Origin of the sequence: Marinobacter sp. W-8 (assembly GCF_044342215.1) — a bacterium.
In the GTDB taxonomy this organism is placed as follows: Bacteria; Pseudomonadota; Gammaproteobacteria; order Pseudomonadales; family Oleiphilaceae; genus Marinobacter; species Marinobacter nauticus.
On sequence record NZ_CP172297.1, the window covers coordinates 2,699,725 to 2,725,014 of the forward strand.

A 25,290-nucleotide genomic window follows, 5' to 3' on the forward strand; every position below is an offset into this window, starting at 1 on the left:
ATTATTCAACGTTAAATGTGGTGTGAAGCCCGGATTTTTTCAAGGTATCCAGCACCACTTGCGGGTCGGCGGAGTCCAGCCAGTGCACATCTCGCCATTTTCGCAACCAGGTAAGCTGCCGTTTCGCCAACTGACGGGTGGCGGCAACGCCCTTGGCAACAAAGCTGTCGTAATCCTCGTTGCCTGACAGGTAATCCCAGGCCTGTCGATAACCCACGCAACGCATCGAGGGAAGATCGGGGCTGAGATCACCTCGCGCCATCAAGGCACGGACTTCATCAAGGAAGCCTGCTTCCAGCATTGCCAGAAACCGTTTCTGTATCCGCGAATGCAGCACAGAGCGCTCGGCAGGCGCCAGGGCAAACTGAAAAACAGTATACGGCAGGCCAGCGCTTTCGTCTGCCTGCCAGCTGGTAAAATACGTGTAATCCTCAATACCAGACTGCCGCTGTTGCCCGGAAGTTCCCGATTCTGACTTCCAGAACGAGGAGATCGGCTTATTTGTGAGCCGAATCACTTCAATGGCCCGCATCAGGCGCTGACGATTATTGGGATGAATCAGGCGAGCGGCCTCCGGATCTTTGTCTGCCAATTCCTGATGCAGCGTGTCCCAGCCATCGCATTCGGCTTCCCGCTCGATCTCTGCCCGCAGCTCCGGACTTGCCGACGGCAGATTAGACATGCCATGCAGTAATGCCTTGAAGTACATCATGGTGCCGCCCACCAGCAACGGGATCCGGCCACGGCCAGATATCTCGCTCATGGCCGCCAACCCATCGCGGCGAAAATCAGCCGCGGAATAGGTGTCCGCCGGATCACAGATATCAATCAGCCGGTGTGGCGCCAGGGCAAGCTCCTCAGCCGAAGGCTTGGCGGTGCCGATATCCATGCCCCGATAGATCATGGCGGAGTCCACACTGATGATCTCGCAGGGCAGTAGACGGCAGAGCTCAATGGCAAGATCGGTCTTGCCAGACGCGGTCGGCCCCATCAGAAAGATCGCTGGAGGCAGTGGAGGTTGTTCGGGGCCGTTATCAGGAATCACCGGTCAGCGCCCCCGCAAAAACAGCTTGTCCAGCTCAGACAGGGTGACCAGTGTCCAGGTCGGGCGGCCGTGGTTGCACTGCCCGCTGCGCTCTGTTGCTTCCATATCGCGAAGCAACGAATTCATTTCCGGAATGGTGAGTTGCCGGTTTGCCCGTACCGAACCATGGCAAGCCATGGTGCCAAGCAATTCATGGGTGACCGCTTCAACCCGATCACTCTGGCCGTGCTCAATCAAATCCGCCAGCACATCGCGCACCAGCTGCTCAGTGTCTGCCCCTCGGAGCAATGCCGGGATCTGCCGCACTGCCAACGTCTCTGGCCCGATACGCTCAATCTGCAGACCAAGGTGCTGCAGCTCTTCACCATGGCTCTCCGCAAGCGCCGCCTCTTTCTGGCTCACTGCCAGTGACAGGGGCACCAGCAAAGGCTGGCTCTTAAGATCCTGTTCGACCAGGGCCCGCTTCATGCGCTCATAAGTAATACGCTCATGGGCGGCATGCATATCCACCACGATCAGGCCGGCACGGCTCTGGGCCAGAATGTAGATTCCGTGCAGCTGGGCAATCGCATAACCCAGTGGCGGCTCTTCCGCATCATCCCTGGGCGGCGTAACCGAAGCTGACGCCGCTGGCATTTCTGCCCGGGCAACGGGTGTTGAAACACCGCCACCCTCATTCAACGACTGGTAAAACGCCATCTGATCACTGGCCCGCCACTCCTGCTGGGGTGACTGCCCGGGCGACGACGGATAAGCCTCAGTGCGTGACTGTGTGGGCCAGGGTCCCGATGTACCCGGGGCACTGAAACCGCCAGCCGAATGCTCGGGTTCAACAACCGCAGACTCACGACCAAAGGATTGGGCCGCCGCCCCACGGAGATGATCGTCCGGGCGTACATCCGCCAGGGCTCGATGCAGAGTCCGGAAAATAAAATCGTGAACCAGCCGGCCGTCGCGGAACCGAACCTCATGCTTGGTTGGGTGAACGTTGACATCCACCGTAGCCGGATCTACCTCCAGGTACAGCACAAATGCAGGGTGACGGTTGTTGTACAGAACGTCCCGGTAGGCCTGGCGAACTGCATGGGCGACCAGTTTGTCCCGGATCACCCGGCCATTCACAAAAAAGTACTGCAGATCTGCCTGACTGCGGGAAAAGGTCGGCAGCGCCACCCAACCCCAAAGGCGCAACCCGGTGGCCTCGGCATCAATAACCACCGCATTGTCGATAAACTGCTGGCCACACAGCGAACCAATCCGACGTTCCTTGTCCAGATCCGTCTCAGCAGGGCGCAGGCTTTGCACCACTCTCTGGTTATGACGCAGGGTAAAACCGGTATCGAACCGACTCAGAGCCTGACGGCGAACACACTCTTCAACGTGGTTGAATTCGGTTTTTTCCGTGCGCAGGAATTTGCGGCGGGCAGGAGTATTGAAGAACAGATCCCTCACTTCAACCGTGGTACCCACGGGATGGGCCGCCGGTGAGATGCGAGCATCCATGTCGCGGCCTTCCACCTCAACACGGGCCGCCGCTTCCTGCAACTCGGTACGGGAGGTGAGGGTCAGGCGTGACACGGAGCTGATACTGGCCAATGCCTCACCCCGGAATCCCAGAGAGGCCACAGCCTCAAGATCATCCAGGGTCAGGATTTTGCTGGTGGCATGCCGGCTCAGGGCCAGAGGCAGGTCCGCCTCTTCAATACCGGAGCCGTCGTCACGCACCCGGATCAGTTTTGCCCCACCCTGCTCGATCTCCACATCGACGCGCGAGGCCCCGGCATCCAGGGCATTTTCAACCAGCTCTTTAACAACAGAAGCAGGACGTTCTACCACCTCCCCGGCAGCAATCTGGTTGGCAAGCCGGGGGGACAGTAACTGGATGTGGGGCATATCCGGGGACTACCTCTTGATCAGGATGAGGGGATGCGAATGGTTTGCCCTACCATAACACGATCATCGTTCATCCCGTTAAAGCGCATCAGCTCGCTGACGGTGGTCTGATTCTCCCGGGCAACGCCCGAGAGAGTATCACCTCGCTGTATCCGGTACTGGCTGACGTCGGTGCCACCCCGGTTTTGCTGTTTTTCCCAGGCCAGCAAAGTGCCGGGAGGTGGTGTGCGACGAAAATACTGCTCGATGCCATCGAAAATGGCGTTGGCCAGCTTGTTGCGGTACCACTCGGACGCAAGATTCTTCTCTTCGGTCGGATTCGAGATGAAACCGGCCTCCACCAGAATCGAGGGGATGTCCGGCGACTTCAAAACCACAAATGCCGCCTGCTCCACCCCCTGTTTGTGAAGCTTGGCCACACGGCCCAACCGGCCCAGCACGGAATCTCCAACCCCCAGACTGGCGTTGATACTTGCGGTCATGGAGAGATCCAGCAATACCCCGGCCAGCATGTCATCACGGCCATCCAGAGAGACACCGCCGGCACCACCGATCAAATCTGAACGGTTCTCGCTCTGGGCGAGCCATCGAGCCGTTTCACTGGTGGCACCGCGCTGAGACAGCGCGAAGACGGATGCTCCCCGTGGCTGCGGCGTTCTGAAGGCATCGGCGTGCACCGACACGAACAGATCCGCGTTGTACTTGCGGGCCAGCAAGGTGCGGTTCCGCAAGCCCACGTAATAATCGCCTGTCCGAGTAAGCTTGGCAGTGAACCCTTTCTGCTGGTTGATCAGATCGGCCAGACGCTTTGCCATTCTCAGCACGACATCCTTTTCCCGGGTCCCCCGGGGCCCGATTGCGCCCGGATCTTCGCCGCCATGACCGGCGTCGATAACCACGATAATGTCACGCTTACCGGCAGAATCCTGGGTCACCGTCGGGCTCGTCGCCCGATCGAGACGGCTGCCCTGTTCGTCAATCAAATCGACCACCAGACGATGGCCATACTGCTGATTCGGCTCCAGCACAAAGCTGCGAGGCTTGATATCACTTTTCAGATCCAGCACCACCCGCAAATCGTTACCATTCCTTGGCGCGCTGCGAATACGCTGAATGGGACTGCCGGAAAGGTCGACCTTGCTGAAATCCGTGCCGAGAGCAGCATCCTTCAGATCAATAACCAGCCGGGACGGTCCACTCAGAGAGAATACGTTGTGCTCAACCAGACCGGCAGTGTCCAGCACCAGGCGGGTATGATCCGGAGCCGGCCACAAACGCACCCCCTCGACACGGGTACCGGCCAAAACTGTACTGGCTGAAAGTAACAGCGCCATAATCACCAAGATTTTCATGAATCCGGCCCTATCAGTTCTATTTCATTAAGCAAGGAAGCCCCAAGCTCCGAACGGGCGCGCAATACCACAGAGCGCCCCTGACCTTCCCGTTCAAGATGGATTTCCAGATCCGGATCAGGCAAGACTCCCTGACCACGCTCCGGCCACTCAATAATCCGGATGCTCTGGCTGGCAAAATAATCCCGGATTCCCATGTATTCCAGTTCCTCGGGGTCACCCAGCCGGTACAGATCAAAATGGTACACCGGTGGTTCCAGGTGTTCGTAGGGTTCAACCAGTGTATAGGTCGGGCTCTTGACGGCACCCTCGTGGCCAAGCCCTCTCATAACACCACGGCTCAGGGTCGTCTTGCCCATCCCCAATTCGCCGTCGAGAAAAACGGTGAGGCCTTCCCGGGCATGACTGGCCAACCGGGCCAACTCACCACCAAGTTTTTCCGTCTCGGCCTCATCTTCCAGAAACAACCGGCGTTCATTACCAAAAATACTCATCGATTCCCCCGGTCACTAAAACATTCAGGCCGCTCCGACCTTACCAGCACCTGTGGCACGGCTTCGATCACATCAGCCGGGAGCAGCCCCATATAGCCTTTATTCTGCCCCGCCTCATCCGCGGCCGCCAGATGTAAAGCCGCTGAAGCCATTACCGCCTGACGGGCGGACGGAATTTGCCCGAGAAATGCCCCCAGGATGCCCGACAGCACATCGCCCATGCCCCCTGTCGCCATCCCCGGATTACCGCCCGGTATTATGCCGGGCACTCCGCTGCCGGTGGCAACAACCGTACCCGCACCTTTGAGCAGGACAATGCCATGCCACAGCTTCTGTATGCGTGCTGCCGCTCCCATCCTGTCCGCCTCGACTTCCTGAACACTGCAGCCCAGCAGCCTGGCCGCTTCTCCCGGGTGGGGCGTCAGCACATGGTTGTCCGCCGGCGCCGGGGCGCGGTCGGCCATGATGTTGAGTGCATCTGCGTCCAACACTCTGGGCTTGCCACTGGCAATAACCTGCTGCAGCATTTGCTGTCCCCAGGCGGACTGGCCGATCCCGGGTCCGCAGACCACGACATCGGGTTTCTCCAGTAAAGCCGGCAACTCAGACCCGTGGGTTACACCCCTGACCATCAACGACGGACAACGAGCCAGCGCAGCGGTAACGTATTCCGGCCGGGTGGCCAATGACACCAACCCGGCGCCGGCCCTGGAGGCCGCCTCTGCAGCCATGATACCCGCCCCGCCGAAACCGTGATCTCCCGCCACCACCAGGACATGACCGAACATGCCCTTGTGGGCGTTAGCGGGGCGTTCCGGCAACCAGGACTGGCATCGCGCCCAGGGATAAAGCTCGGCCAAGGGCATTTCCCCGCTCTGCTGACCGGCGTTAATCGCCCCCAGCGCTTCAAACATTACCTGACCACAGACACCCGCGCCTGCGCCGGTGAAGAGGCCAGTCTTGGCGCCGATAAAAGTGACCGTCACATCGGCATGCACCACATCCCCTGTCGCGGCACCGGTTGTGGCATCCAGGCCGGACGGCAAATCCACCGCCAATACAGGCTTTCCGGATTGGTTCAACTGACCAATAACATTGGCAAAGGGCTCCCTGGGCGCGCCGGTTACTCCGGTACCGAGCATGGCATCTACCACCACCGCAGCGCTATCCATCCGCGCTTGCAAATCGGCATCGGACAGGGCACTGCCTTCAAGAATCTCGACACCATCGGCCCGGGCTTTCTGGCACGCAGACCGGGCGTCGCCCGTGAGCTTTTCCGTCGGCGCCACGGCAACACACGCCGCATCAATGCCATGACGCTTAGCGTTGGCGGCCACCAGGTAACCATCACCGCCATTATTGCCAGCTCCGCACAACACAAGCACAGGCTGCGCACCAGGCCAGAATGCCACCAGATCGCGGAACGCCGATCTAGCTGCCGTTTGCATCAATTCGAAGCCATCCACCCCCTGCTGTTCAATCAGATAGCGATCCATCGCCCGCACCGAGTCGGCGGAATAGAGCGCTTCTGGTAGACTGTGCTCGGAAACAGAGGGCATTTGCCGGGAACTCCCAGATACAGAAACCGGTTTAAGAAAATTGGCCAGATACCTGTAAAGCATAGCAAAACAGGAAAAAAGGTCATAACTTAATCAAATTAAATCTTCGCAGGGCCGCACCTGCCAGCAGTCCACTATGGCCGTTACTCCAGAACACCCAGCTTCAGAAACGCTCCATACAGAGCTCGCGGACCTGCCCGAACAGATCCGCCGGTGGGCACGGGAGCTGGGCTTTTCCGATGCCGGGATTACCCGGGCGGAGACGGGGCCTCACGCAGAACGTCTTCAGCGCTGGCTGGCAGCAGGTTACCACGGCCAGATGGCCTACATGGCCGACCATGGCGACAAACGTTACACACCCGACTCCCTGGTACCCGGGACCACCCGCGTCATTTCCGTCCGACTGGATTACCTGCCAGCACCAGACAACCCGAAACAAGTGCTTACTGACCGGGAACGGGCCTACGTTACTCGCTACGCCCTGGGGCGCGACTACCACAAACTGATGCGCAAACGCCTGGCCACGCTGGCAAAATGGATTGACGAGGCTGTCAGCGGCTATGACTACCGGGCATTTGTCGACAGCGCGCCGGTACTTGAGCGAGGACTGGCGCAACGGGCCGGACTGGGTTGGATTGGCAAAAACAACATGCTGATTCACCCCAAAGCCGGTTCGTTCTTTTTTCTGGGAGAAATCTTCACCAGTGCGCCCCTGCCCCTGGATGCACCGTTCGACAGCCAACACTGCGGCTCTTGCGCTGCCTGCCTGGACATCTGCCCGACCAATGCCTTTGTAGGCCCTCACTTACTGGATGCCCGGCGCTGTATCAGCTATCTCACCATTGAACTGAAGGGGCCGATTCCGGAAGAGCTGCGTTCCCAAATGGGCAACCGGGTATTCGGCTGCGACGATTGTCAGTTGGTCTGCCCCTGGAACAAGTTCAACAAACCTACCGACGAGGAAGACTTCAAGCCCAGGCATGGCCTGGACAATTCATCCCTGGCGGAGCTGTTCCTGTGGACCGAGCAGGAGTTTCTGAAGCGCACGGAAGGGTCAGCAATCCGGCGCACCGGCTATGAAAACTGGCTCAGGAATCTGGCGGTGGGACTGGGCAACGCCCCCAGCACCATTCCGGTGGTGGAGGCACTCAAAGCCCGGGCCGACCACCCGTCGGAACTGGTCCGCGAGCACGTGGCCTGGGCCTTGAAACAGCACGGACTATAGCTTGAAGAAATGATCCCGGTAGTGACGCAGTTCATTGATGGAGTCACGGATATCGTCCAGAGCCAGATGACTGCCCTGTTTCTTGACTCCTTCCAGCACGTCCGGGCGCCAGCGGCGGGCCAGCTCCTTTACCGTTGAGACATCGAGATTGCGGTAGTGGAAGAAGGCTTCCAGTTTGGGCATGTACTTCACCAGAAACCGCCGGTCCTGACCGATACTGTTACCGCAGAGCGGGGATGTTCCGGGTTCCAGATGTTTGCCCAGAAAATCCAGGGTTTGCTGCTCGGCCTCTGCCTCACTGATGGTACTCTCTTTGACCCGTTGGGTCAGACCACTGGCACCATGGGTGCGGGTGCACCATTCATCCATCTGCTCCAGCAGGCTGTCAGGCTGGTGAATGGCAATCACCGGCCCCTCTGCCACGATATTCAGCTGGGAGTCGGTGATGATGCTGGCCATCTCGATAATGCGTTCTTGCTCGGGGTCCAGGCCGGTCATTTCCAGGTCAATCCAGATCAGGCGGTCGCCGTTACTCATCTCGCTGTTACCTATGCCGTTTTGTCGGGTGGATGAAGTTCTGTGTATTGTCCACGATTCACGTATGATGTGATACCCAAACGCCGGTTAACCGATTGAACGCAGATGGCAAAACGACGATTGAACAAACGCCAGCAATGGCGCATCGAAAAGATCCAGAAAGAACGGACGGTGAGGGCTGCGCGCAAGGAAAAAGCGGTGGAAGAACAAGCCGCCGCCGGTGAGCTTGGCCCTGAGCAGAATGGACTGGTGATTGCCCACTACGGCCAGCAACTGGATATCGAGGCGCTTGAAGGCCCGGAATCCGGGCAGGTGTTCCGCTGCTTTGTCCGGGCCAACATTGACAGCCTGGTGACCGGAGACCGAGTGGTCTGGCGACCGGGCAAAAGCAAAACCGGCGTGATTGTCGCCCGCTGTGAACGGGAAAACCTGCTGCAGCGCCCGGACAACTTTGGCGCGCTAAAACCAGTGGCCGCCAATATCGACCATATCATTCTGGTCATTGCCCCGGAGCCCGAGCCCCACGATAACCTGATCGATCGTTATCTGGTGGCGTCTGAAAGCTCTGACATTCCGGCGGTCATCCTGCTGAACAAGACAGATCTGATTAACGACGACAACCGGGATCAGATCGAAGCCCTGCTGGCCAGATATCAGGCGCTGGGCTATGAGGTGGCGCGCACTTCAGCCGCAGAAACCGCCGGCACGCCAGCCCCGGAAGTAGAAGCTCTGGTGCGGAATCAGACCAGCGTCTTTGTGGGCCAGTCCGGCGTGGGCAAGTCTTCCATCATTCAGACACTGTTACCGGATGAACTGCTACGGGTGGGCGCGGTCTCCGAGAGTACCGGCAAAGGCGTGCATACCACCACCACGGCAAAACTGTTCCACCTGCCCGGGGGGGGCGATCTGATCGATTCTCCGGGTATCCGGGAGTTCGGTCTCTGGCACATGACGCCCCAGGAAGTGGAATACGGCTTTCGGGAAATCCGGCCGCTGATCGGGCTCTGCAAGTTCCGCAATTGCCGGCACATGGGAGATCCGGGCTGCGCTCTGGACGCAGCAGCCGAGGCTGGCGAGATTTCAGCGGAACGCCTGAAGAGCTTTCATCGCATCCTTCAGGATATGACCGATCAGCAGGCTCGTGGTCTCAAGCTCACCTGAACCCACAGAACCAACGCTACCAATTCAGCTCACCCGGAGCGGGCTCTTCTTTCGGTTGGAACCAGTCGCCACCTTCCAGCTGCTCCCGAGCCTGCTGTTCCTGCTCCTCCGTCGGCCGAGTGAGATCAATCAACGGCTGGTCAGAACGCCCGGCCCCGGTCTCAATACTGTCGGCGGTCTTTTTGTTCAGGACAATAATGGAAATGCGGCGGTTCACCGGAGCCGTGGGGTTGTCCTTGTCGAACAGCACAGAATCACTTAACCCCACCACCCGGGCGATCTGCTCCAGCCGGACGCCACCGGCAACCAGTGCTCGCCGCGCGGTATTGGCACGGTCAGCCGACAACTCCCAGTTGGTGTAACCCGGCCGGCCACTGAACGGCGTGGCATCGGTATGGCCGGTAATACTAAGCTTGTTGTTGACTGACCCCAGGGTCTTGGCCAGTTCAAACAGAATGTCCTGAGAGTAGTACTTCAGCTCCGCACGACCACTGTCGAACATGGGCCGACCAGACCGGTCTACAATCTGAATCCTCAGGCCCTCATCGGTGATGTCGATCAGTAACTGGTCCTTGAACTCCTGCAGGGTTTCATTCTGTTCAATCCGCTCCTGTAACTCCTGGAATAGCTCCTGCATTCTGCGCTGTTCCAGAGTGTCTGCGAGCTCGTCCACCACCTCATCTTCTATCTGGATGGTACTGGCCTCCTGATCCTGGGTGGCTTCTTCAATGACCGAAGCACTGCCCTCAAGATCAACCGGATTGGGCGAGCCGCCCTCGGTAAAGCCCACAGGGTCCTTGAAGTAGCCTTCTACCGCCAGCTTCTGCTCTGGAGTTGCCGTCGCCGTCAGCCAGAGCACCAGAAAAAACGCCATCATGGCGGTCGCAAAATCGGCAAACGCCACTTTCCAGGAGCCGCCGTGATGCCCGCCGACAACCTTCTTCTTGCGTTTGATGATGATCGGCTGCTCTTCCACAACGAACTCCGGGCGTTAACAGGGGGTGCCGTTATTTCGAACGGACGTGATCATTCAGTTCCTGGAAGCCTGGCCGCTTTTCGGTAGGCAGCGCCTTGCGCCCGAACTCGATTGCCATCTGCGGCGCTTGGCCAGAGACGGTGGCGACGATGGCAGACTTTACGCATTCGTAGGCCTTCAGTTCGTACTTGGCCGAATGTTCCAGTGCGATCGACGTTGGGCCCACAAAGCCGTAACCCATCCAGATACCCAGAAAAGTACCCACCAGAGCCGCCGCCACACTCAAACCTATCTTTTCCGGCCCCTCCGTCAGGAAGTTCATGGTGATCACGATGCCCAGTACTGCCGCCACGATGCCCAGGCCCGGCAAGGCATCGGCGATCTTGTTTACCGCGTGGGCGGGCTCTTCCAGCTCATGCTGGCGACTGTCAATCTCGTTCTCCATCATGCCTTCGAGCTCATGAGGGGCCATGTTGCCGGAACTGATAATGCGCAGGTAATCGGTAATGAAATCCAACAGGTGTTTGGACTTCATGATCGCGGGGTAACGGCTGAAAATCTGGCTCGACTCCGGATTATCGATATCCTCTTCGATAGCCATAACACCCTGCTTGCGCGATTTGTCGAAGATCTCGTAGAGCAGGCTGAGCAGGTCCATGTAATAGGATTTATTGAAAGGGGAACCGGTGAGCAAACGAAGACAGCCCTGAAACACCTCTTTGACCGTATGCATCGGATTGGCAATTACAAACGAGCCGACAGCCGCTCCACCAATGATCAGAATCTCGGTCGGCTGCCACAAGACTGCCAGATTGCCGCCGTGCAGAACGTATCCTCCCAGAACGCTCGCAACAACGACCACAGCTCCAATAATCAATAACATGGTGACTATGCACGCCTTTTGTCTGGTTAACGGCCGGGGCCGGTTACTACCCGAAGCTGGCTCAGCCGGGAACACCCAAAATGTGATCTGATAATAGCAAGCATCAACCGTAACAGCGAAGATGTGAAACAATTTCTATACACTGCGCCGGGTTTGGTAAACTACCGCGCTTTATGATCGCAAGAGTCTCCCGGAATGCTTGATAAACTGTTTGTTCTTAGCCAATACGTCACACCCCAGCTGGCGGTTTCCCGTCTGGCCGGCCGTCTGGCCGACAGCGAGAGCACTCCCGCCCTGAAAAACCGTGTGATCAAATGGTTTATCGGCCGCTATGGCGTGAACATGAGCGAGGCCGCCGAGCCGGATTTTACCGCCTACCCCACATTCAACGCGTTTTTTACCCGTGCACTCAAGTCCGGCGCGCGTACCATTGATCCTGATCCGAGCACCCTCGTCAGTCCGGTGGACGGCGCCATCAGCCAGATTGGCCAGATCAGCACAGACCGTGTATTCCAGGCCAAGGGACAGTCATTCAGCCTCACTGAACTGCTCGGCGGCGATGACGAACGGGCCGAGCCCTTCCGGGAAGGCGAGTTCGCCACTATTTACCTGTCGCCCAAGGATTACCACCGTATTCACATGCCCATGGCTGGCACCCTGAAAGAAATGGTCTACGTACCCGGGAAGCTGTTCTCAGTCAATCCGGTAACCGCCGAAAATGTGCCGAACCTGTTCGCCCGAAACGAACGGGTGGCTTGCCTGTTCGACACCGAGGCGGGCCCCATGGCTATGGTATTGGTCGGCGCGATGATTGTAGGCAGCGTGGAAACCACCTGGGCCGGCGTGGTAGCGCCCAATTCCGGCAAAGTCACACAATGGCAGTACCGCGGAGACGATGCCGTTCAGTTTGAAAAAGGTCAGGAAATGGGCCGTTTCCGCCTGGGCTCAACCGTCGTGCTGGTGATGCCCAAGGGTGCAGTTAAATGGCAACCGAACCAGGTGGCCGAAAAGACCGTTCAGTTGGGCGAAGCCTTCGGCAAACTACACGTCGAATAGCAAGGCTCAGGCCCGCTCAATCGGAAACGCGAGAACGTCCCGGATATCGGTACTGCCAAGCTTGAGCATCAGCAGCCGGTCCAGGCCCAGAGCCACACCCGCGCAGTCCGGCAAGCCGTTATCCAGCGCCGCCAGAAAAGCATCGTCTATTGCCATCTCCGGCTTGCCACTGGCACGCCGGAGCCGGTTATCCGCGGCAAAACGGGCTCGCTGATCGGCCGGATCCGTCAACTCCCAGTAACCGTTACACAGCTCGAGACCATTGATGTAGAGCTCAAACCGGTGCGCCACTTTATAGCCCTGATGCTCAGAGATGCGTGCCAGAGCGGCCTGAGAGGCGGGATAGCGGTTAATGAAAACCGGTTGCTCTCGGCCCAATTCCGGTTCCACCACGAAACTCATCACCAGATCCAGGCAGCCATCCCGGCCGAGGCCGGCCAGCTGTTCCGGCTCCAGCCACTGTTCACAGTAGCGTTCAAGGTCCCGGTCGGTGATGGTCATCGGGTCGATACCCGCAATGGACTGCATCGCCTCACGGTAGCTTACGGTTACCGGCGGCGAGCACTCCAGCCAGCCACAGACCAGATCTGCGACTTCCCGCATCAGTTGTTGATCGTCAAAGCCAACGCGGTACCACTCCAGCATGGAGAATTCCGGATTGTGACGTTTGCCGCGCTCACCGTTACGAAACACCCGGGCAATCTGGAATATTGATCCTGAACCTGCGGCCAGCAGCCGCTTCATGTGATACTCAGGGGAGGTCTGCAACCACCCCCCCTGAACGCCGCCGGCGTCAACCGCAGCGGGAATGCCGTCGAGATTGAGGTCGGTTACACCGTGGCGTCCCAGCACCGGTGTTTCCACCTCCAGCACCTGCCGCTCAGAAAAAAAGCCGCGCACGTGGGCCAGAAGCTGTGCGCGGCTTTCCAGAACGGCCCGGGCGGCAGCAGGCTGCCAGACAGGGCACTCAGTCATGATCGATGATCAGCTGCTTTTGACACGGTTGACGTATTCACCGGAGCGGGTATCAACCTTCAGCACTTCACCAATGGTGATAAACAGGGGCACGTTCACAACGGCACCGGTAGACAGGGTCGCGGGCTTGGAGCCGCCCTGGGCCGTATCGCCTTTCATGCCGGGATCGGTATCAACCACTTCCAGCTCGACAAAGTTCGGCGGGGTCACCGTCAGCGGCGCGCCGTTGTACAAAGTCACGGTGTAAACGTCCTGCTCTTTCAGCCACTTGACGGTATCGCCAACCGCCTTGGCATCGGCCGCATACTGTTCGAATGAGCCATCGGTCAACATGAAGTGCCAGAACTCGCCATCGGTATACAGGTATTCCATGTCCTGTTCGACAACGTCGGCTGCTTCCAGGGATTCGCCGGACTTGAAGGTACGCTCCCAGACCCTGTTGGTCATGAGATTGCGCAGCTTAACCCGGTTGAATGCCTGGCCCTTGCCCGGCTTGACGAATTCGTTCTCGAGCATGATACAAGGGTCGCCATCCAGCAAAACCTTGAGACCGCTGCGAAATTCGTTGGTAGAATATGAAGCCATGAAATGTCCACCTGACAGACTGTCGTTAAAATTTCAAAGGTCGCTATGATACAGCGAACCCCCGCCCGTATAGAAGCCCGCGATGCCAGCCATGCACCCGAGGTTCGGGTTGAACCAGGCAACACACCGGACTGGCAACAGATACTGAGTCAATCGGTCACTACGCCGGAACAACTGCTGGAACGGCTGGGGCTCGCTCCAGAGGACTGGTTAAGAGGCGCCGCCTGCGGCCACAGACAGTTTCCGATCCGGGTGCCCGAGCCCTACCTGGCACGGATTGAGCCAGGCAACCCGGATGACCCCTTGCTGCGGCAAGTACTTCCTGTCACCCAAGAGGCGGAAGTTCACCCGGATTTCGTATCGGACCCGCTGGAAGAGGCGTCGGCCATCCAGACCACCGGCCTGATTCGCAAATACACCAGCCGTGCCTTGCTCATGATCACGGGACAATGCGCTATCAATTGCCGCTACTGTTTTCGTCGGCATTTTCCCTATGGCGATCACCGTCTTGGGCCGGAAGACCGGCGCCAGGTCATCGACAGCCTGTCCGCCAGCCCGGAAATCAACGAAGTGATTTTCAGTGGTGGTGACCCACTGGCAGTGAATGACCGCCTGCTCTCGCAATGGGCGGAACTACTTGGTGACATCCCCCATCTTCGCCGGTTGCGCATTCATTCCCGTCTGCCCGCAGTGATACCACAGCGCGTATGCGACAGCCTGATTGACTGGCTGTCCCGCACCCGGCTGCAAAAGGTCCTGGTGGTGCACGTGAATCACCCGGCGGAAATCGATCAGGCCACCCGCCAGGCGTTCCGGCGCCTGAGCGAGGCCGGAGTTACGCTACTGAACCAGAGCGTGATCCTCAAAGGCGTTAACGACAGCAGCGCCACACTCTCGGCCTTGAGCGAGACGTTGTTCGAGGCGGGCGTTATGCCCTATTACCTGCACGCCTTTGATCCGGTCTCCGGTGCCCGGCACTTTTCCGTGAGTGACACCGAGGCCATCCGGATTGTTAACGAAATGCTGGAAAATCTGCCCGGTTTCCTGGTTCCAAAGCTGGTTCGGGAGCTTCCCGGCCGCGCCAGCAAGACCCCGCTGGACCTGGGTTCGTGAGACCTGTCGCAAAAGCTGGCCCACTTTCACTTGTCAAACATTGTCAACTCATGATTTTCTCGCTTTTTGTCGTTGCTTTGCTATCTTAAAGTTCAATATCCATAAACAATAACGACCTGTATTTTCGGCGTTTTCGCTGAGTTACAACTAACGCAGTCCCGACATTGGCGTGAGAACATGGATGGTAAGATCCTGAAACCCGAGCTTAAGGTTCCTGAGCAGAAAACAGCGAGCCTGTCGTTTTGCGACACCACCCCCAAGGCCTTTCGCGTTTGGGCGGATCAGTTGCCGATGGCCAACACTGGTGAAGCTTCGCGTCAGCTGTATCACGCGATTATTGAGCTGAATCACTTGTTCCTGTCGCCACTCCAGCGCATGCAGTTTCTGGAAATCGTGCGTGACAAGATTCATTTTGTCTGCAATGAACTGTCCAGGCACTTTCTCGGGCTGGCCATCGCGCTGCCTGAAAAGCAGCGGAAGATTGCCAATCTGACCCAGGCACTGCAGCTGCACTTGGCGGCCGGATACAAGCTTTGCCTGCTGGAATACGTAGACAATGGCGGAGTGGACAAACACCGGCGCCAGATTGCCACGGCCATTCATCGGGCAATGTCGGAGCTGGCTGCCACCATACTCCGCTCCCATCAACTGTATTGTCCGAGCCCGGCCAACAGCTGGCTGGAATGCCATCGGATGTTCCGCTTTGCGCACCGGAACAAACTGGCCAACATGGAGGTGGATGACGACACCCTCACCCACCGGCGGGCCAGTACCGTTGGCGACAGTTACAAACGCATTCTTCTGCTTGGCTGTGCGCGGCCGAACCAACTGCGTCAGGCGGAACTGACACAGGTATATGAATTGTTTGAGTCCTGGACCGAGCATTGTCAGTGTGCTCCGGATCTTGGCCCCGACAGCCTGTTTGTCATCAACATGGAAAAAGACAATCCGCCGGTCTACCGCAGCCTGCTCGAAAATACACCAGGCAATGAAAGCTTCAGTTTCGACACCCGCGACCTCTCCACCCTGCTGGCAGAGACCCTGCACGCCCGGCGCCATGACAGCCACGGAGGCGAGGCACTGAAAATTTCCTCCAAGGTGAGCGACACCTTGCTCACGCACCTGAGCCAGGCACTCGGTATTCTAGCCAAGCGCAATTTCAACCGCATTGCCAGCCAGGGCACGCTGGAAGTGTGCGTGGGCCTCACCGCTGCGCATTACTTCGTGGCCGGCCAGAAAGTCTTCTCAGAATTTCTTGATGGCAACGAAAGCAGTCATCACGAATCCGACAACCTGTTTATCCGCAATGCCAATCGCAAGGCAGACGCCTGGTCCGGCGCGCACGATGCCGGCCCCAATGAAGACCGCCTGCATTCTGCCGATGCCCCGATCAACTTCCGTACCAGTGGCGGCAGTCAACAACCATCAGCTGTTCAGGATAAAAACCGACCAAGATCCCACCACGCCCTGCTGATCAACACCAGCCCCGGTGGCTACTGTGTGGCCTGGGAGAGCAATGTACCGGCGTCGTTGCAGGCCGGTGAAATTCTGGGTGTACGAGAACAGAGCTCGCACCCCTGGAGCATTGCCGTTGTGCGCTGGCTGCGCCAGATCCGCAACCAGGGCACTCAGGTGGGCATTGAGCTACTGGCGCCGAGCGCCGCGCCCTGTGCCGTGCGACTTATCCAGAAAGTCGGCAACAGCAGCGAGTACCTCAGGGGCCTACTGCTGCCCGAAATCAGCGTGGTCAATCAGGCCGCGACACTGATTACCCCGCGACTGCCGTTCCAGACCGGCAGCCGGATCTCGCTGCTGCACGATGGCCGGGAAGACCAGGGACAGCTACTGAAAAAGGTCTCGGCCACTGGCAGCATCAGCCAGTTCGAGCTGAAACTCCAGAATCCCATCACCCCAACTGCCGGCCGTGGTGCTCCCCCATCAACGCCAGGCACTACGGAAGACGAATTTGACTCACTGTGGCCGTCGCTTTAAATAGTGCGGCCCGTCAACTGCCGGCATGGCCAGGGTTGTTATTGCTGGCCAACCCCTGCATCATTCATCCGTGAATATCCGGCACCACGAGACGTCTGACGAATGCAGAAGAAAAACACGACCGTACACCTGCTGATTCTTGACCCATCACAAAACGATGCGGAATCCATGGTCAGCTTGCTCCGCAACTCCGGCAAGGCAACCCGCGCTCACCGGATTACCTCGGAAGAAGATCTGGAAGAAGCGCTCAAGACCTCCAACTGGGACTTGCTGCTGGCACGTGACCTGGAACAGGAGTTCGGGGCGGACGATGCCCTGGCCATGGTCAAGCGCATGGACAAGGACATCCCCTTCGTTCTGCTGACCGAGGAATACAGCCGCGAGCGTACCGTCAACATCATCCGTGCCGGTGCCCAGGATGCCGTGCCCTTTCAGTACACCGACCAGCTCGTTCTGGTGGTCAAGCGGGAGCTGGCAGCTCTTGAGGAACGTCGCAAACGCCGGGTACTGGAATCTCATCTGCGTGAGGCCGAGCAGCGATGCCAGTTGCTGCTGGAAAGTTCCAAGGATGCCATTGCCTACATCAACGATGGCATGCACATCTATGCCAACCAGTCCTACATGGAATTCCTGGGCTACGACGACATCGACGAGCTGATTTGTATTCCGGTGCTCGATACCCTTACGCCGGAAAGCCAGGAGAAATACAAGGAGTTCATGAAAGCGTTCGCCGAAGAGCGCAAAGATGGCATGACTCTGAACTGCACCGCGCGCCGCAGTGACGACCACGAATTGAATGTCACCATGTCGGTGTCCGCAGCCACATACGACGGAGAGGCCTGCACCCAGATCGTTCTGCAACCGGAACACAGCGATGCCGAGCTGGAGGAAAAGCTGAAACAGATCAGCAGCCAGGATTTGCTGACCGGCCTGTACAACCGTCAGTACCTGATGGATGCCCTGGCCCAGGCTATCGCCACGGCTGGCAAGGACAACAAGACCGGCGCCCTTGCCTACATTGCCCTGGATAATTTCCTGAGCATGAAGAGCCAGGTCGGCATCTCCGGCGCGGATCTGTTGTTGGGCGATCTCGCCACCCTGCTTCGGGAACAGGCCGGCGACGAGGTCACCCTGGCCCGCCTGAGCGACGATGCCTTCTGCGTCATGTGTCTGCCCTGTGATGAAGCCAGCATGGAAAGTCTGTGCGAGCGCATCCGCAAAGCGGTCGAGGACCACTTGTTCGACATCAACGGCCGGACAGTTCCGCTGACCGTGTCCATCGGTATCGCCGCGATCACGGAAAACTCACCAAAGGCCGAAGAACTCATGGGCCGGGCCCATACTGCCTCGGCCGATGTGAAAAAACAGGAAGGCCACGAGCGTGGCAACGGCATCCTGGTCTATAACCCGGCTGAATACGAGAGCCTCGATGAAACCAATTCGGTAGAGGCCATTCTCAAGGCTCTGGACGATAACCGTTTCCGGCTGCTGTTCCAGCCCATCATCAACCTGCGCGGTGAGGGTGAGGAGCATTACGAGGCCTTTGTCCGGATGCTCAACAAAGACAACGAAGAAGTCTCGCCCTATGACTTCCTGCCGCCGATGGGACCCAGCGATACCGCCATCAAGATCGACCGCTGGGTTATCCTGCAAACCATCAAGCAGCTATCGAGCCACCGCTCAAGGGGCCACGACACTCGCCTGTTCCTGAACATCACAGCCGAGACGCTGCAGGACAAGACCTTCACGCCCTGGCTCAGCGTTGCCCTCAAAGCTGCCCGCTTGCCGGGAGATTCGCTGATCTTCCAGATCCGCGAAGGCGATGCCAACAACTACATGAAGCAGGCCAAGGACTTCACCAAGGCGGTGCACGAACTGCACAGCAAGGTATCCATTTCCCAGTTCGGCTGCGCACTCAATCCGTTCAACACCCTCAAGCACATTGAGGCGGATTACGTGAAGATTGATGGTTCGTTCACGGAAGAAATCCAGAAGAGTGACGAGGCCAAAGAGCAGGTCAAGGAAATGGTCAAGAGCCTGCAGAATGCCGGCAAGCTGACCATCATCCCGCTGGTGGAAAACGCCGGCGTTCTTGCGACGCTCTGGCAGGCAGGCGTGAACTACATTCAGGGCTACTACCTGCAGGCGCCGGTACCGGAGATGAACTACGACTTCGGCGACAACTGATCAACGGCCGCTTAACCAAAAAGGGCGAGATCATTCTCGCCCTTTTTGGTTTCAGAGGTGGGTATTCTGAAGCGTTTGATTGGTCTCGCTTTCCCGGAACCCGATCAGGTACAGGATCGCATCCAGCCCTAAGGTGGAGATGGAGTGGCGTGCCGACTCCTTGACCAGTGGCTTGGCCCGGAAAGCAACTCCCAGGCCCGCCTGACTGAGCATTGGCAGATCATTGGCGCCGTCGCCAACGGCAATCACCTGTTCCCGGGAAATATGCTCTTTCTCAGCTATTTCCAGCAACAACTCCGCCTTTCGCTTACCATCTACAATCTGACCTTTCACCTCACCGGTCACTTTGCCATCGACAATCTCCAGCTCGTTGGCGTAGATATAGTCAATGCCCAGTTTACTCTGCAGATGACGGGCAAAATAGGTAAAACCACCAGACAGGATGGCGGTCCGATACCCCAGTGCTTTCAGGCTGCGAATCAGGTGCTCAGCCCCCTCGGTCATCCGCAACCGGTTGGCGATCCCTTCAAGCACAGACTCGTCCAGCCCCTTTAGCAGGGCCAGGCGCTCAGCAAAGCTCTGGCTGAAATCCAGTTCACCCTGCATGGCGCGTTCGGTGATCTCAGCCACCTGCTCGCCGACCCCGGCTTCATGGGCCAGCTCGTCGATCACTTCCGCTTCGATCAGCGTGGAGTCCATGTCGAACACCACCAGCCGGCGGTTGCGCCGGAAGATTGAATCTTCCTGAAAGGCGATATCCACATTCATCTCGCCGGCAATGTGCAGAAAATCGGCACGCAGCTGTTCAAGATCCGAGGGTGTTCCCCGTACCGAGAATTCGACGCAGGCAATGCGGTTTTCCGAGGTATTCAGTGATGGCCGGGCCGACAAGCGGGTAATATTGTCAATGTTCAGGCCATGGCGAGCCGTAATCGCCGACACCCTGGCAATCTGCTCAGCCTTGATGTCCCGGGACAGCAGGGTCACGATGTAGCAGGCCCGGTTGCGGCCCTCGGCCCAGGCCTGATATTCCTGCTCGGTGATCGGCGCAAAATGCACCTGCAGATCCAGCGCGTGCAGCCGGAACAGCAAGTCCCGGATCACCGGAGAGGATTTCGATTCATCCGGGATTTCGATCAGAATGCCCCAGGTCAGATGGTCATGAATAACCGCCTGGCCAATATCCAGAATGCGGACATCGTAGCGCCCCATGATTCCGGTGATTTCCGAGGTCAGGCCGGGTTTGTCCCGGCCCGATACGTTTACCAGTACCAGCTCACTCACTCTCTGTATTCTCCCCGCTCTGGGCTTCTTCCTCGGCTCGCGCCGCCGACGGAATCACATCAATACCATCCACACGCTGCAGGCCCCGGGGCAGCTTATGACCACGACGGCCCCGTTCACCCAGGTAGTGCTCAAGATCGCCAAACCGCAGGCCCAGCTTGCGCTTACCCGCTTTCACTTCCAGCTGATCCTCTTCACCGAACACGGCGACCGCAACCACGTATTCTTCGCGATTCTGCACCCGTGCGGAGGGAATGCTGATGATCTTGTTACCTTTACCCTTGGCTAGCTCCGGCAGCTCGCTGAGCGGGAACACCAGCATGCGGCCCTCATTGGATATGGCCGCCAGGTACAGAGTCGATGCCGTTTCCGGAATCATCACCGGCGGCATGATTCTGGCGCCTTTAGGCACGCTGACCACGGCCTTGCCCGCGCGATTCTTGCTGATCATGTCGTTCAGCGACGTAACGAAACCATAGCCACCGTCTGTGACCAGCAGAGTCTTGCGCTCGGGATTGCCCATCAACAAACCGGAGAAGGTAGCTCCGGAGGGGGGATTGATCCGCCCGGTCAGGGGCTCGCCCTGCCCCCTGGCAGAGGGCAGACTGTGGGCCATTAATGAATAGGCCCGGCCGGTGGAATCCAGGAAAATCGCCTGCTGGTTGTTGCGCCCCTTCGCCGCCAGGGCAAAACGGTCGCCAGACTTGTAGCTGAGACCAGCGGGGTCGATGTCGTGCCCTTTGGCGGCACGGACCCACCCTTTGTCCGACAGAACCACCGTCACCGGATCGTTGGATACCAGATCGGTTTCGCTGAAGGCGCGGGCTTCTTCCCGCTCGACAATCGGCGAACGGCGCTCATCACCAAAGGTCTCGGCATCCTGCTGGAGTTCGGTCTTGATCAGTTCGCGAAGCCGGTCTTCAGAGCCCAGAATGGCCTGCAGCTCATCGCGCTCGGCGGAGAGCTCATCCTGCTCGCCGCGGATCTTCATTTCCTCCAGCTTGGCCAGGTGCCGCAATTTCAGCTCCAGAATGGCCTCTGCCTGCTCCGCCGACAGACCAAAGCGCGCCATCAGCTCCGCCTTCGGCTTGTCTTCGGTGCGGATAATCTCGATCACCTCATCAATGTTGAGGTAGGCAATCAACAGGCCTTCCAGAAGATGCAACCGCGCCAGCACCTTGTCCAGGCGATGCTGCAAACGGCGTGTTACCGTTGTCTTCCGGAATGCCAGCCACTCGGTCAGAATGGTGTACAAGCCTTTTACGCCTGGCCGGCCATCGTTGCCAATCACGTTGATGTTGACCCGATAGGTCTTCTCCAGATCGGTACTGGCAAACAAGTGAGCCATCAGCCCGTCCAGATCAACCCGATTGGAGCGGGGCACAATCACCAGACGGGTCGGATTTTCATGATCCGATTCATCGCGCAGGTCTGCCACCATGGGCAGCTTCTTGGTCTGCATCTGCTGGGCAATCTGCTCCAGCACCCGGTTTCCGGAGACCTGGTGGGGCAGATCAGTGATCACCACTTCGCCATTCTCGCGAATCCAGCGTGCGCGCATCCGCAGCGACCCCCGACCGGTCTCGTACATCTGGCGCAGGTCTTTGCGAGGGGTGATGATTTCAGCCCTGGTTGGGAAATCCGGCCCCTTGATGTGTTCGCACAGCTCATCCACGGACGCATCAGGCTGATCCAGCAGACGAATACAGGCTGCCGTCACCTCCCGCACGTTGTGGGGCGGAATATCGGTTGCCATACCAACAGCAATACCCGTGGTGCCGTTGAGCAGCACGTGCGGCAACCGGGCCGGAAGTACCGAGGGTTCTTCCATGGTACCGTCAAAATTGGGCACCCAGTCCACGGTTCCCTGCCCCAGCTCACTGAGCAGGACTTCCGCGAACGGAGCCAGCCGCGATTCGGTATATCGCATTGCGGCAAAGGATTTGGGATCATCCGGAGAACCCCAGTTACCCTGCCCGTCTACCAGCGGGTAGCGGTAGGAAAACGGCTGGGCCATGAGCACCATGGCCTCGTAACAGGCACTGTCGCCGTGCGGGTGGAACTTACCAAGCACATCACCCACGGTACGAGCCGATTTCTTGTATTTGGAGGTGGACTTCAGCCCCAGCTCCGACATGGCGTATACAATCCGCCGCTGTACGGGCTTGAGCCCGTCCCCTACGTTGGGCAGAGCCCGGTCCAGAATGACATACATGGAATAGTCCAGGTACGCCTTCTCGGTGTAGTCCCGGAGTGATACCCGCTCGAAACCTTCATCCGTTGTCTGAAACTCTGGCATGGACGCCTCTTTGCCTTGGATGCCTATCAATGTTGTGGCGCACATTATATGGACGCCAGCCCCGATACACCAATTTCCAATAGCGGAATTCCCGCATGGAGACTCTGTAAGGTGAGCCGTATTCTCGCCACAGTGATTAGAAAGCCGTTTACTCTCTGAACAAGCGGAAACCTATGAAACCCAATCTCAAAGCCTGCGGGCAAGCCATGGTTACAGCCATGGTCAATGCGGTTCTGGCCGTTGCCCTGATGCTCCTGGTGGAGTTTGCCATCAGTGGTACCTTCCAGGTTCCCGAGCCCTATATATGGGCGGGGGTACTGATATGGGCCGTTATTTTCGCCGCCCAGTTCCTCCGTCAACGGCATCTTTGCCGTGCCTGTGAACAGACCGAAGAACCTTCATCCGCCGAGACCGTCGGCAAATCCTGACCCATATCAAGGGCCTGGCACCTCAAATGTGACAAATCGCCCCCCCTGCTACGCTTTGGATAAGACATTAACGTCGAAGTCTGGGGGGTTAGATGACTCTGCTGGACCAGGCCTTCAACAACGAGGACACCTCCGGAGCTCTTGCGGATTTCAATGAAAATGCCGAAAAGGCCAGGCAACGCTTCCAGGACAGCGCGCAACGTCTGGCAGGAACTGGCATCTCCGATGTCACCCAGGGTTTCAATACCGCCTTTGATCGCTGGCAACAATCCGCTCGCCCGGTCATGGAACTGGAGGCCAACGGCAACCCACAACAGGCCCGGGATCTCGCCGCACGAGAAACAGCGCCACTGTTCGATCAACTCCGGAATTATTACGACAGCGCCGGTTCCCACGCTGACGATCAGGCCCAGCAACGCTCGGCCGAGGCTTCCTCAGAAGGCACCTCCAGCTCAGCCACCGTCCTCGCTATCACCGTGATTGCCATCATTATCGCCATCGCACTGTTCACGGTGTTCATGAAACTGATCATCTCCTCGATCAGTGCTCTCCGGGATCAGCTCGACAACATTGCCCAGGGCGAAGGCGACCTGACTCAGCGGGTTCCGGTAACGGTCGAGGATGATCTCGGCAAACTGGCCAGAAGTTTCAACCGGGAACTGGAAAACCTGCAGGGCATGATCGGGTCCATTCAGAATCTGAGTCGCGATCTCGGTGCGGGTGCCACCGAGCTGGCCACTGCCGCCCGGGACAACAACGATGGTGTGACCCGCCAGACCGACTCCATTTCCATGGTGGCCACCGCTATCAACGAAATGCAGAGTGCGATTGAAGAAGTAGCCGGGAACGCCTCCCGCGCCGCAGAGATCACTCGCGAAGCGGAAACCAAGGGAAACAACAGCGCCCAGATCATCCGCAACTCGTCGAGAGCTATGTCAGGGAGCTGGAACAACAGACAGGGCGGTTCCGGGTTTAACCGGACCGCCGCGTCATCGCCGGAAGGATCCGATTACTGCCGGATGCCTTCTACCGAGATTTCGATTTCCACGGTTTCGGAGGCTTTGCCAAGATCCATGGGAATGGCAAAATCCTTCAGGCGCAACTCGGTTTCAGCCTCAAAACCCATGCGATAGCCTCCCCAGGGGTCTTCACCGTGGCCAACCAGCTCGGCGTCCAGGGTGATTTCCCGGGTAACGCCACGCAGAGTCAGATCACCAATGATGTCCGCCTCACCGGCCTCGTCAACCACCACACGCTTGCTTTTGAACGTCGCTTCCGGGAACTCACTCACATACAGGAAGTCTTCGCTGCGCAAATGCTTGTCGCGCTCGGCATGGTTGCTGTCGACGCTGGAGGTATCGATCGTTACTGATACAGAGCTGTTTTCGGGATTGTCCGCATCGTAGGTGAACTCACCATCAAAATCGTTGAATCGACCGTACAGCCAGCTGTAGCCCAGATGAGAAATCTTGAAGGTTACGAACTGGTGCGTGCCCTGGGTATCGAAGGCGTAAGTACCGCTGTGCTCGTTTGCCTGCACAGAGGCAACCATCGCGGCTGAAATGGCTGAAGCCAGAAGAATCTTTTTCATTATTCACTCCTTTTGAGTCTGTTTTGCGTTGCGTTAAGAGAGTTAGCTGTCCCGGAACTGTCAGGCCAACCCAAGCATTCTGCGAAGCGTACTGTCCCGGTCGATCAAGTGATGCTTCAACGCCCCCAGCGCATGAACGCCGGCCAGCACGGCAATCGCCCAGGTGCTCCAGTAATGGATGACTCCCGCCGTATCTTCGAGGCCTTTCACCTGGCCTGTCACTGATGGCACCTGAAACCAGCCGAACACATGGATCGCAGAGCCGTCAGCCGTTGAAATCAGATAGCCACTGATCATGGCGACAAAGATCAACAGATACAGCGCCACATGCGCCAGGTGAGCAGAAACCACCTCCCAGCGCTGGTGATTGGGCAAAGGCCTGGGCGGCGGGCTTAACAGCCGCCAGACCAGTCTGAGCACCATCGCCATGAACAGGAGAATACCCACGCTGCGGTGGATGTCCGGCCCCTGTCGGTACCAGGGATCATAATAAGAGAGATCGACCATCCAGAAGCCCAGGGCAAACAGCCCGATAATGGTGGCGGCCACCAGCCAATGCAGCAGGATTGCCACCCACCCGTATGCGTCTTCTGAATTCTTTGCCTGCATAAAAACAATCGCCTCCGTTGCTGATGTGGACCCAAACGGCTTTTCC

21 protein-coding genes and 1 pseudogene are annotated in these 25,290 nt (G+C 58.2%); 8 read left to right on the forward strand and 14 right to left on the reverse strand.

Annotated elements, in window-relative coordinates; genetic code table 11:
- Position 1: 1 nt before the first annotated feature.
- From miaA to ACF8YQ_RS12515, 5 genes are read right to left on the reverse strand one after another with little or no spacing between them, the layout of a single operon-like run.
- Positions 2–991: a tRNA (adenosine(37)-N6)-dimethylallyltransferase MiaA gene (gene miaA / locus ACF8YQ_RS12495; RefSeq protein WP_396621573.1), complete on the reverse strand. Its 990-nt coding sequence runs from the start codon at positions 989–991 to the stop codon at positions 2–4.
- Positions 992–1,048: 57 nt separating this feature from the next.
- Entirely contained in the window at positions 1,049–2,938 is a 1,890-nt protein-coding gene (gene mutL, locus ACF8YQ_RS12500; RefSeq protein ID WP_014422152.1) for a DNA mismatch repair endonuclease MutL, read from the reverse strand.
- Positions 2,939–2,958: 20 nt separating this feature from the next.
- The gene (locus ACF8YQ_RS12505; protein ID WP_014422153.1) at positions 2,959–4,290 is read right to left on the reverse strand and encodes an N-acetylmuramoyl-L-alanine amidase; all 1,332 of its coding nucleotides are present in this window, start codon (positions 4,288–4,290) and stop codon (positions 2,959–2,961) included.
- Entirely contained in the window at positions 4,287–4,784 is a 498-nt protein-coding gene (gene tsaE / locus ACF8YQ_RS12510; protein WP_011786218.1) for a tRNA (adenosine(37)-N6)-threonylcarbamoyltransferase complex ATPase subunit type 1 TsaE, read from the reverse strand. Before tsaE ends, ACF8YQ_RS12505 begins: the two co-directional genes overlap by 4 nt.
- The gene (locus tag ACF8YQ_RS12515) at positions 4,781–6,343 is read right to left on the reverse strand and encodes an NAD(P)H-hydrate dehydratase (protein WP_396621574.1); all 1,563 of its coding nucleotides are present in this window, start codon (positions 6,341–6,343) and stop codon (positions 4,781–4,783) included. Before ACF8YQ_RS12515 ends, tsaE begins: the two co-directional genes overlap by 4 nt.
- A gap of 136 nt (positions 6,344–6,479) precedes the next feature.
- Between ACF8YQ_RS12515 and queG the strand changes: the two genes are divergently transcribed.
- Positions 6,480–7,568: a tRNA epoxyqueuosine(34) reductase QueG gene (gene queG / locus ACF8YQ_RS12520; RefSeq protein ID WP_226595641.1), complete on the forward strand. Its 1,089-nt coding sequence runs from the start codon at positions 6,480–6,482 to the stop codon at positions 7,566–7,568.
- Here queG and orn read toward each other — a convergent pair.
- The gene (gene orn / locus ACF8YQ_RS12525; RefSeq protein WP_273030385.1) at positions 7,563–8,105 is read right to left on the reverse strand and encodes an oligoribonuclease; all 543 of its coding nucleotides are present in this window, start codon (positions 8,103–8,105) and stop codon (positions 7,563–7,565) included. The genes queG and orn overlap by 6 nt on opposite strands.
- A gap of 105 nt (positions 8,106–8,210) precedes the next feature.
- On the opposite strand from orn, the gene rsgA reads away from it, so the two are divergent.
- Complete coding sequence (rsgA, locus tag ACF8YQ_RS12530) at positions 8,211–9,266, forward strand: small ribosomal subunit biogenesis GTPase RsgA (RefSeq protein WP_183576505.1); 1,056 nt, start codon at positions 8,211–8,213, stop codon at positions 9,264–9,266.
- 16 nt (positions 9,267–9,282) lie between these two features.
- Here the strand turns inward: rsgA and motB are convergent, their stop codons facing one another.
- Entirely contained in the window at positions 9,283–10,242 is a 960-nt protein-coding gene (gene motB, locus ACF8YQ_RS12535; protein ID WP_396621575.1) for a flagellar motor protein MotB, read from the reverse strand.
- Between the two features lie 31 nt (positions 10,243–10,273).
- On the reverse strand, positions 10,274–11,125 hold the full coding sequence (gene motA / locus ACF8YQ_RS12540; RefSeq protein WP_396621576.1) for a flagellar motor stator protein MotA: 852 nt from the start codon (positions 11,123–11,125) through the stop codon (positions 10,274–10,276).
- 195 nt (positions 11,126–11,320) lie between these two features.
- Between motA and asd the strand changes: the two genes are divergently transcribed.
- On the forward strand, positions 11,321–12,181 hold the full coding sequence (gene asd / locus ACF8YQ_RS12545) for an archaetidylserine decarboxylase (RefSeq protein ID WP_396621577.1): 861 nt from the start codon (positions 11,321–11,323) through the stop codon (positions 12,179–12,181).
- A gap of 6 nt (positions 12,182–12,187) precedes the next feature.
- On the opposite strand, the gene epmA is transcribed toward asd, so the two are convergent.
- Positions 12,188–13,156 (reverse strand): EF-P lysine aminoacylase EpmA, encoded by a 969-nt coding sequence (gene epmA, locus ACF8YQ_RS12550; protein ID WP_396621578.1) that lies wholly within the window; start codon positions 13,154–13,156, stop codon positions 12,188–12,190.
- Between the two features lie 9 nt (positions 13,157–13,165).
- Positions 13,166–13,741: an elongation factor P gene (gene efp, locus ACF8YQ_RS12555; protein ID WP_011786227.1), complete on the reverse strand. Its 576-nt coding sequence runs from the start codon at positions 13,739–13,741 to the stop codon at positions 13,166–13,168.
- A 45-nt stretch (positions 13,742–13,786) separates the two neighbouring features.
- Between efp and epmB the strand changes: the two genes are divergently transcribed.
- The 3 genes from epmB (at position 13,787) to ACF8YQ_RS12570 (ending at position 19,033) form a co-directional block, all read left to right on the forward strand.
- The gene (gene epmB / locus ACF8YQ_RS12560; RefSeq protein WP_396621579.1) at positions 13,787–14,854 is read left to right on the forward strand and encodes an EF-P beta-lysylation protein EpmB; all 1,068 of its coding nucleotides are present in this window, start codon (positions 13,787–13,789) and stop codon (positions 14,852–14,854) included.
- Positions 14,855–15,031: 177 nt separating this feature from the next.
- Entirely contained in the window at positions 15,032–16,846 is a 1,815-nt protein-coding gene (locus ACF8YQ_RS12565; RefSeq protein WP_396621580.1) for a GTPase, read from the forward strand.
- Between the two features lie 102 nt (positions 16,847–16,948).
- Positions 16,949–19,033 (forward strand): EAL domain-containing protein, encoded by a 2,085-nt coding sequence (locus tag ACF8YQ_RS12570; RefSeq protein WP_022991419.1) that lies wholly within the window; start codon positions 16,949–16,951, stop codon positions 19,031–19,033.
- 51 nt (positions 19,034–19,084) lie between these two features.
- Here the strand turns inward: ACF8YQ_RS12570 and serB are convergent, their stop codons facing one another.
- Complete coding sequence (gene serB / locus ACF8YQ_RS12575; protein WP_396621581.1) at positions 19,085–20,317, reverse strand: phosphoserine phosphatase SerB; 1,233 nt, start codon at positions 20,315–20,317, stop codon at positions 19,085–19,087.
- Positions 20,310–22,616, reverse strand: coding sequence for a DNA topoisomerase IV subunit A (gene parC / locus ACF8YQ_RS12580; protein ID WP_396621582.1), 2,307 nt, complete (start codon positions 22,614–22,616; stop codon positions 20,310–20,312). The genes serB and parC overlap by 8 nt, the downstream gene beginning before the upstream one ends.
- Before the next feature lie 173 nt (positions 22,617–22,789).
- Here parC and ACF8YQ_RS12585 point away from each other — a divergent pair, with 173 nt between their 5' ends.
- Both ACF8YQ_RS12585 and ACF8YQ_RS12590 read left to right on the forward strand, forming a co-directional pair.
- Positions 22,790–23,044, forward strand: coding sequence for a hypothetical protein (locus ACF8YQ_RS12585; RefSeq protein ID WP_206852630.1), 255 nt, complete (start codon positions 22,790–22,792; stop codon positions 23,042–23,044).
- A gap of 518 nt (positions 23,045–23,562) precedes the next feature.
- Positions 23,563–23,706 (forward strand): annotated as a pseudogene (locus ACF8YQ_RS12590) (HAMP domain-containing protein); the annotation flags it as partial.
- A gap of 347 nt (positions 23,707–24,053) precedes the next feature.
- On the opposite strand, the gene ACF8YQ_RS12595 reads toward ACF8YQ_RS12590, so the two are convergent.
- Both ACF8YQ_RS12595 and ACF8YQ_RS12600 read right to left on the reverse strand, forming a co-directional pair.
- Positions 24,054–24,635: a YceI family protein gene (locus ACF8YQ_RS12595; RefSeq protein WP_396621583.1), complete on the reverse strand. Its 582-nt coding sequence runs from the start codon at positions 24,633–24,635 to the stop codon at positions 24,054–24,056.
- 60 nt (positions 24,636–24,695) lie between these two features.
- Positions 24,696–25,244, reverse strand: a complete 549-nt coding sequence (locus tag ACF8YQ_RS12600; RefSeq protein WP_396621584.1) for a cytochrome b — start codon at positions 25,242–25,244, stop codon at positions 24,696–24,698.
- Positions 25,245–25,290 lie beyond the last annotated feature (46 nt).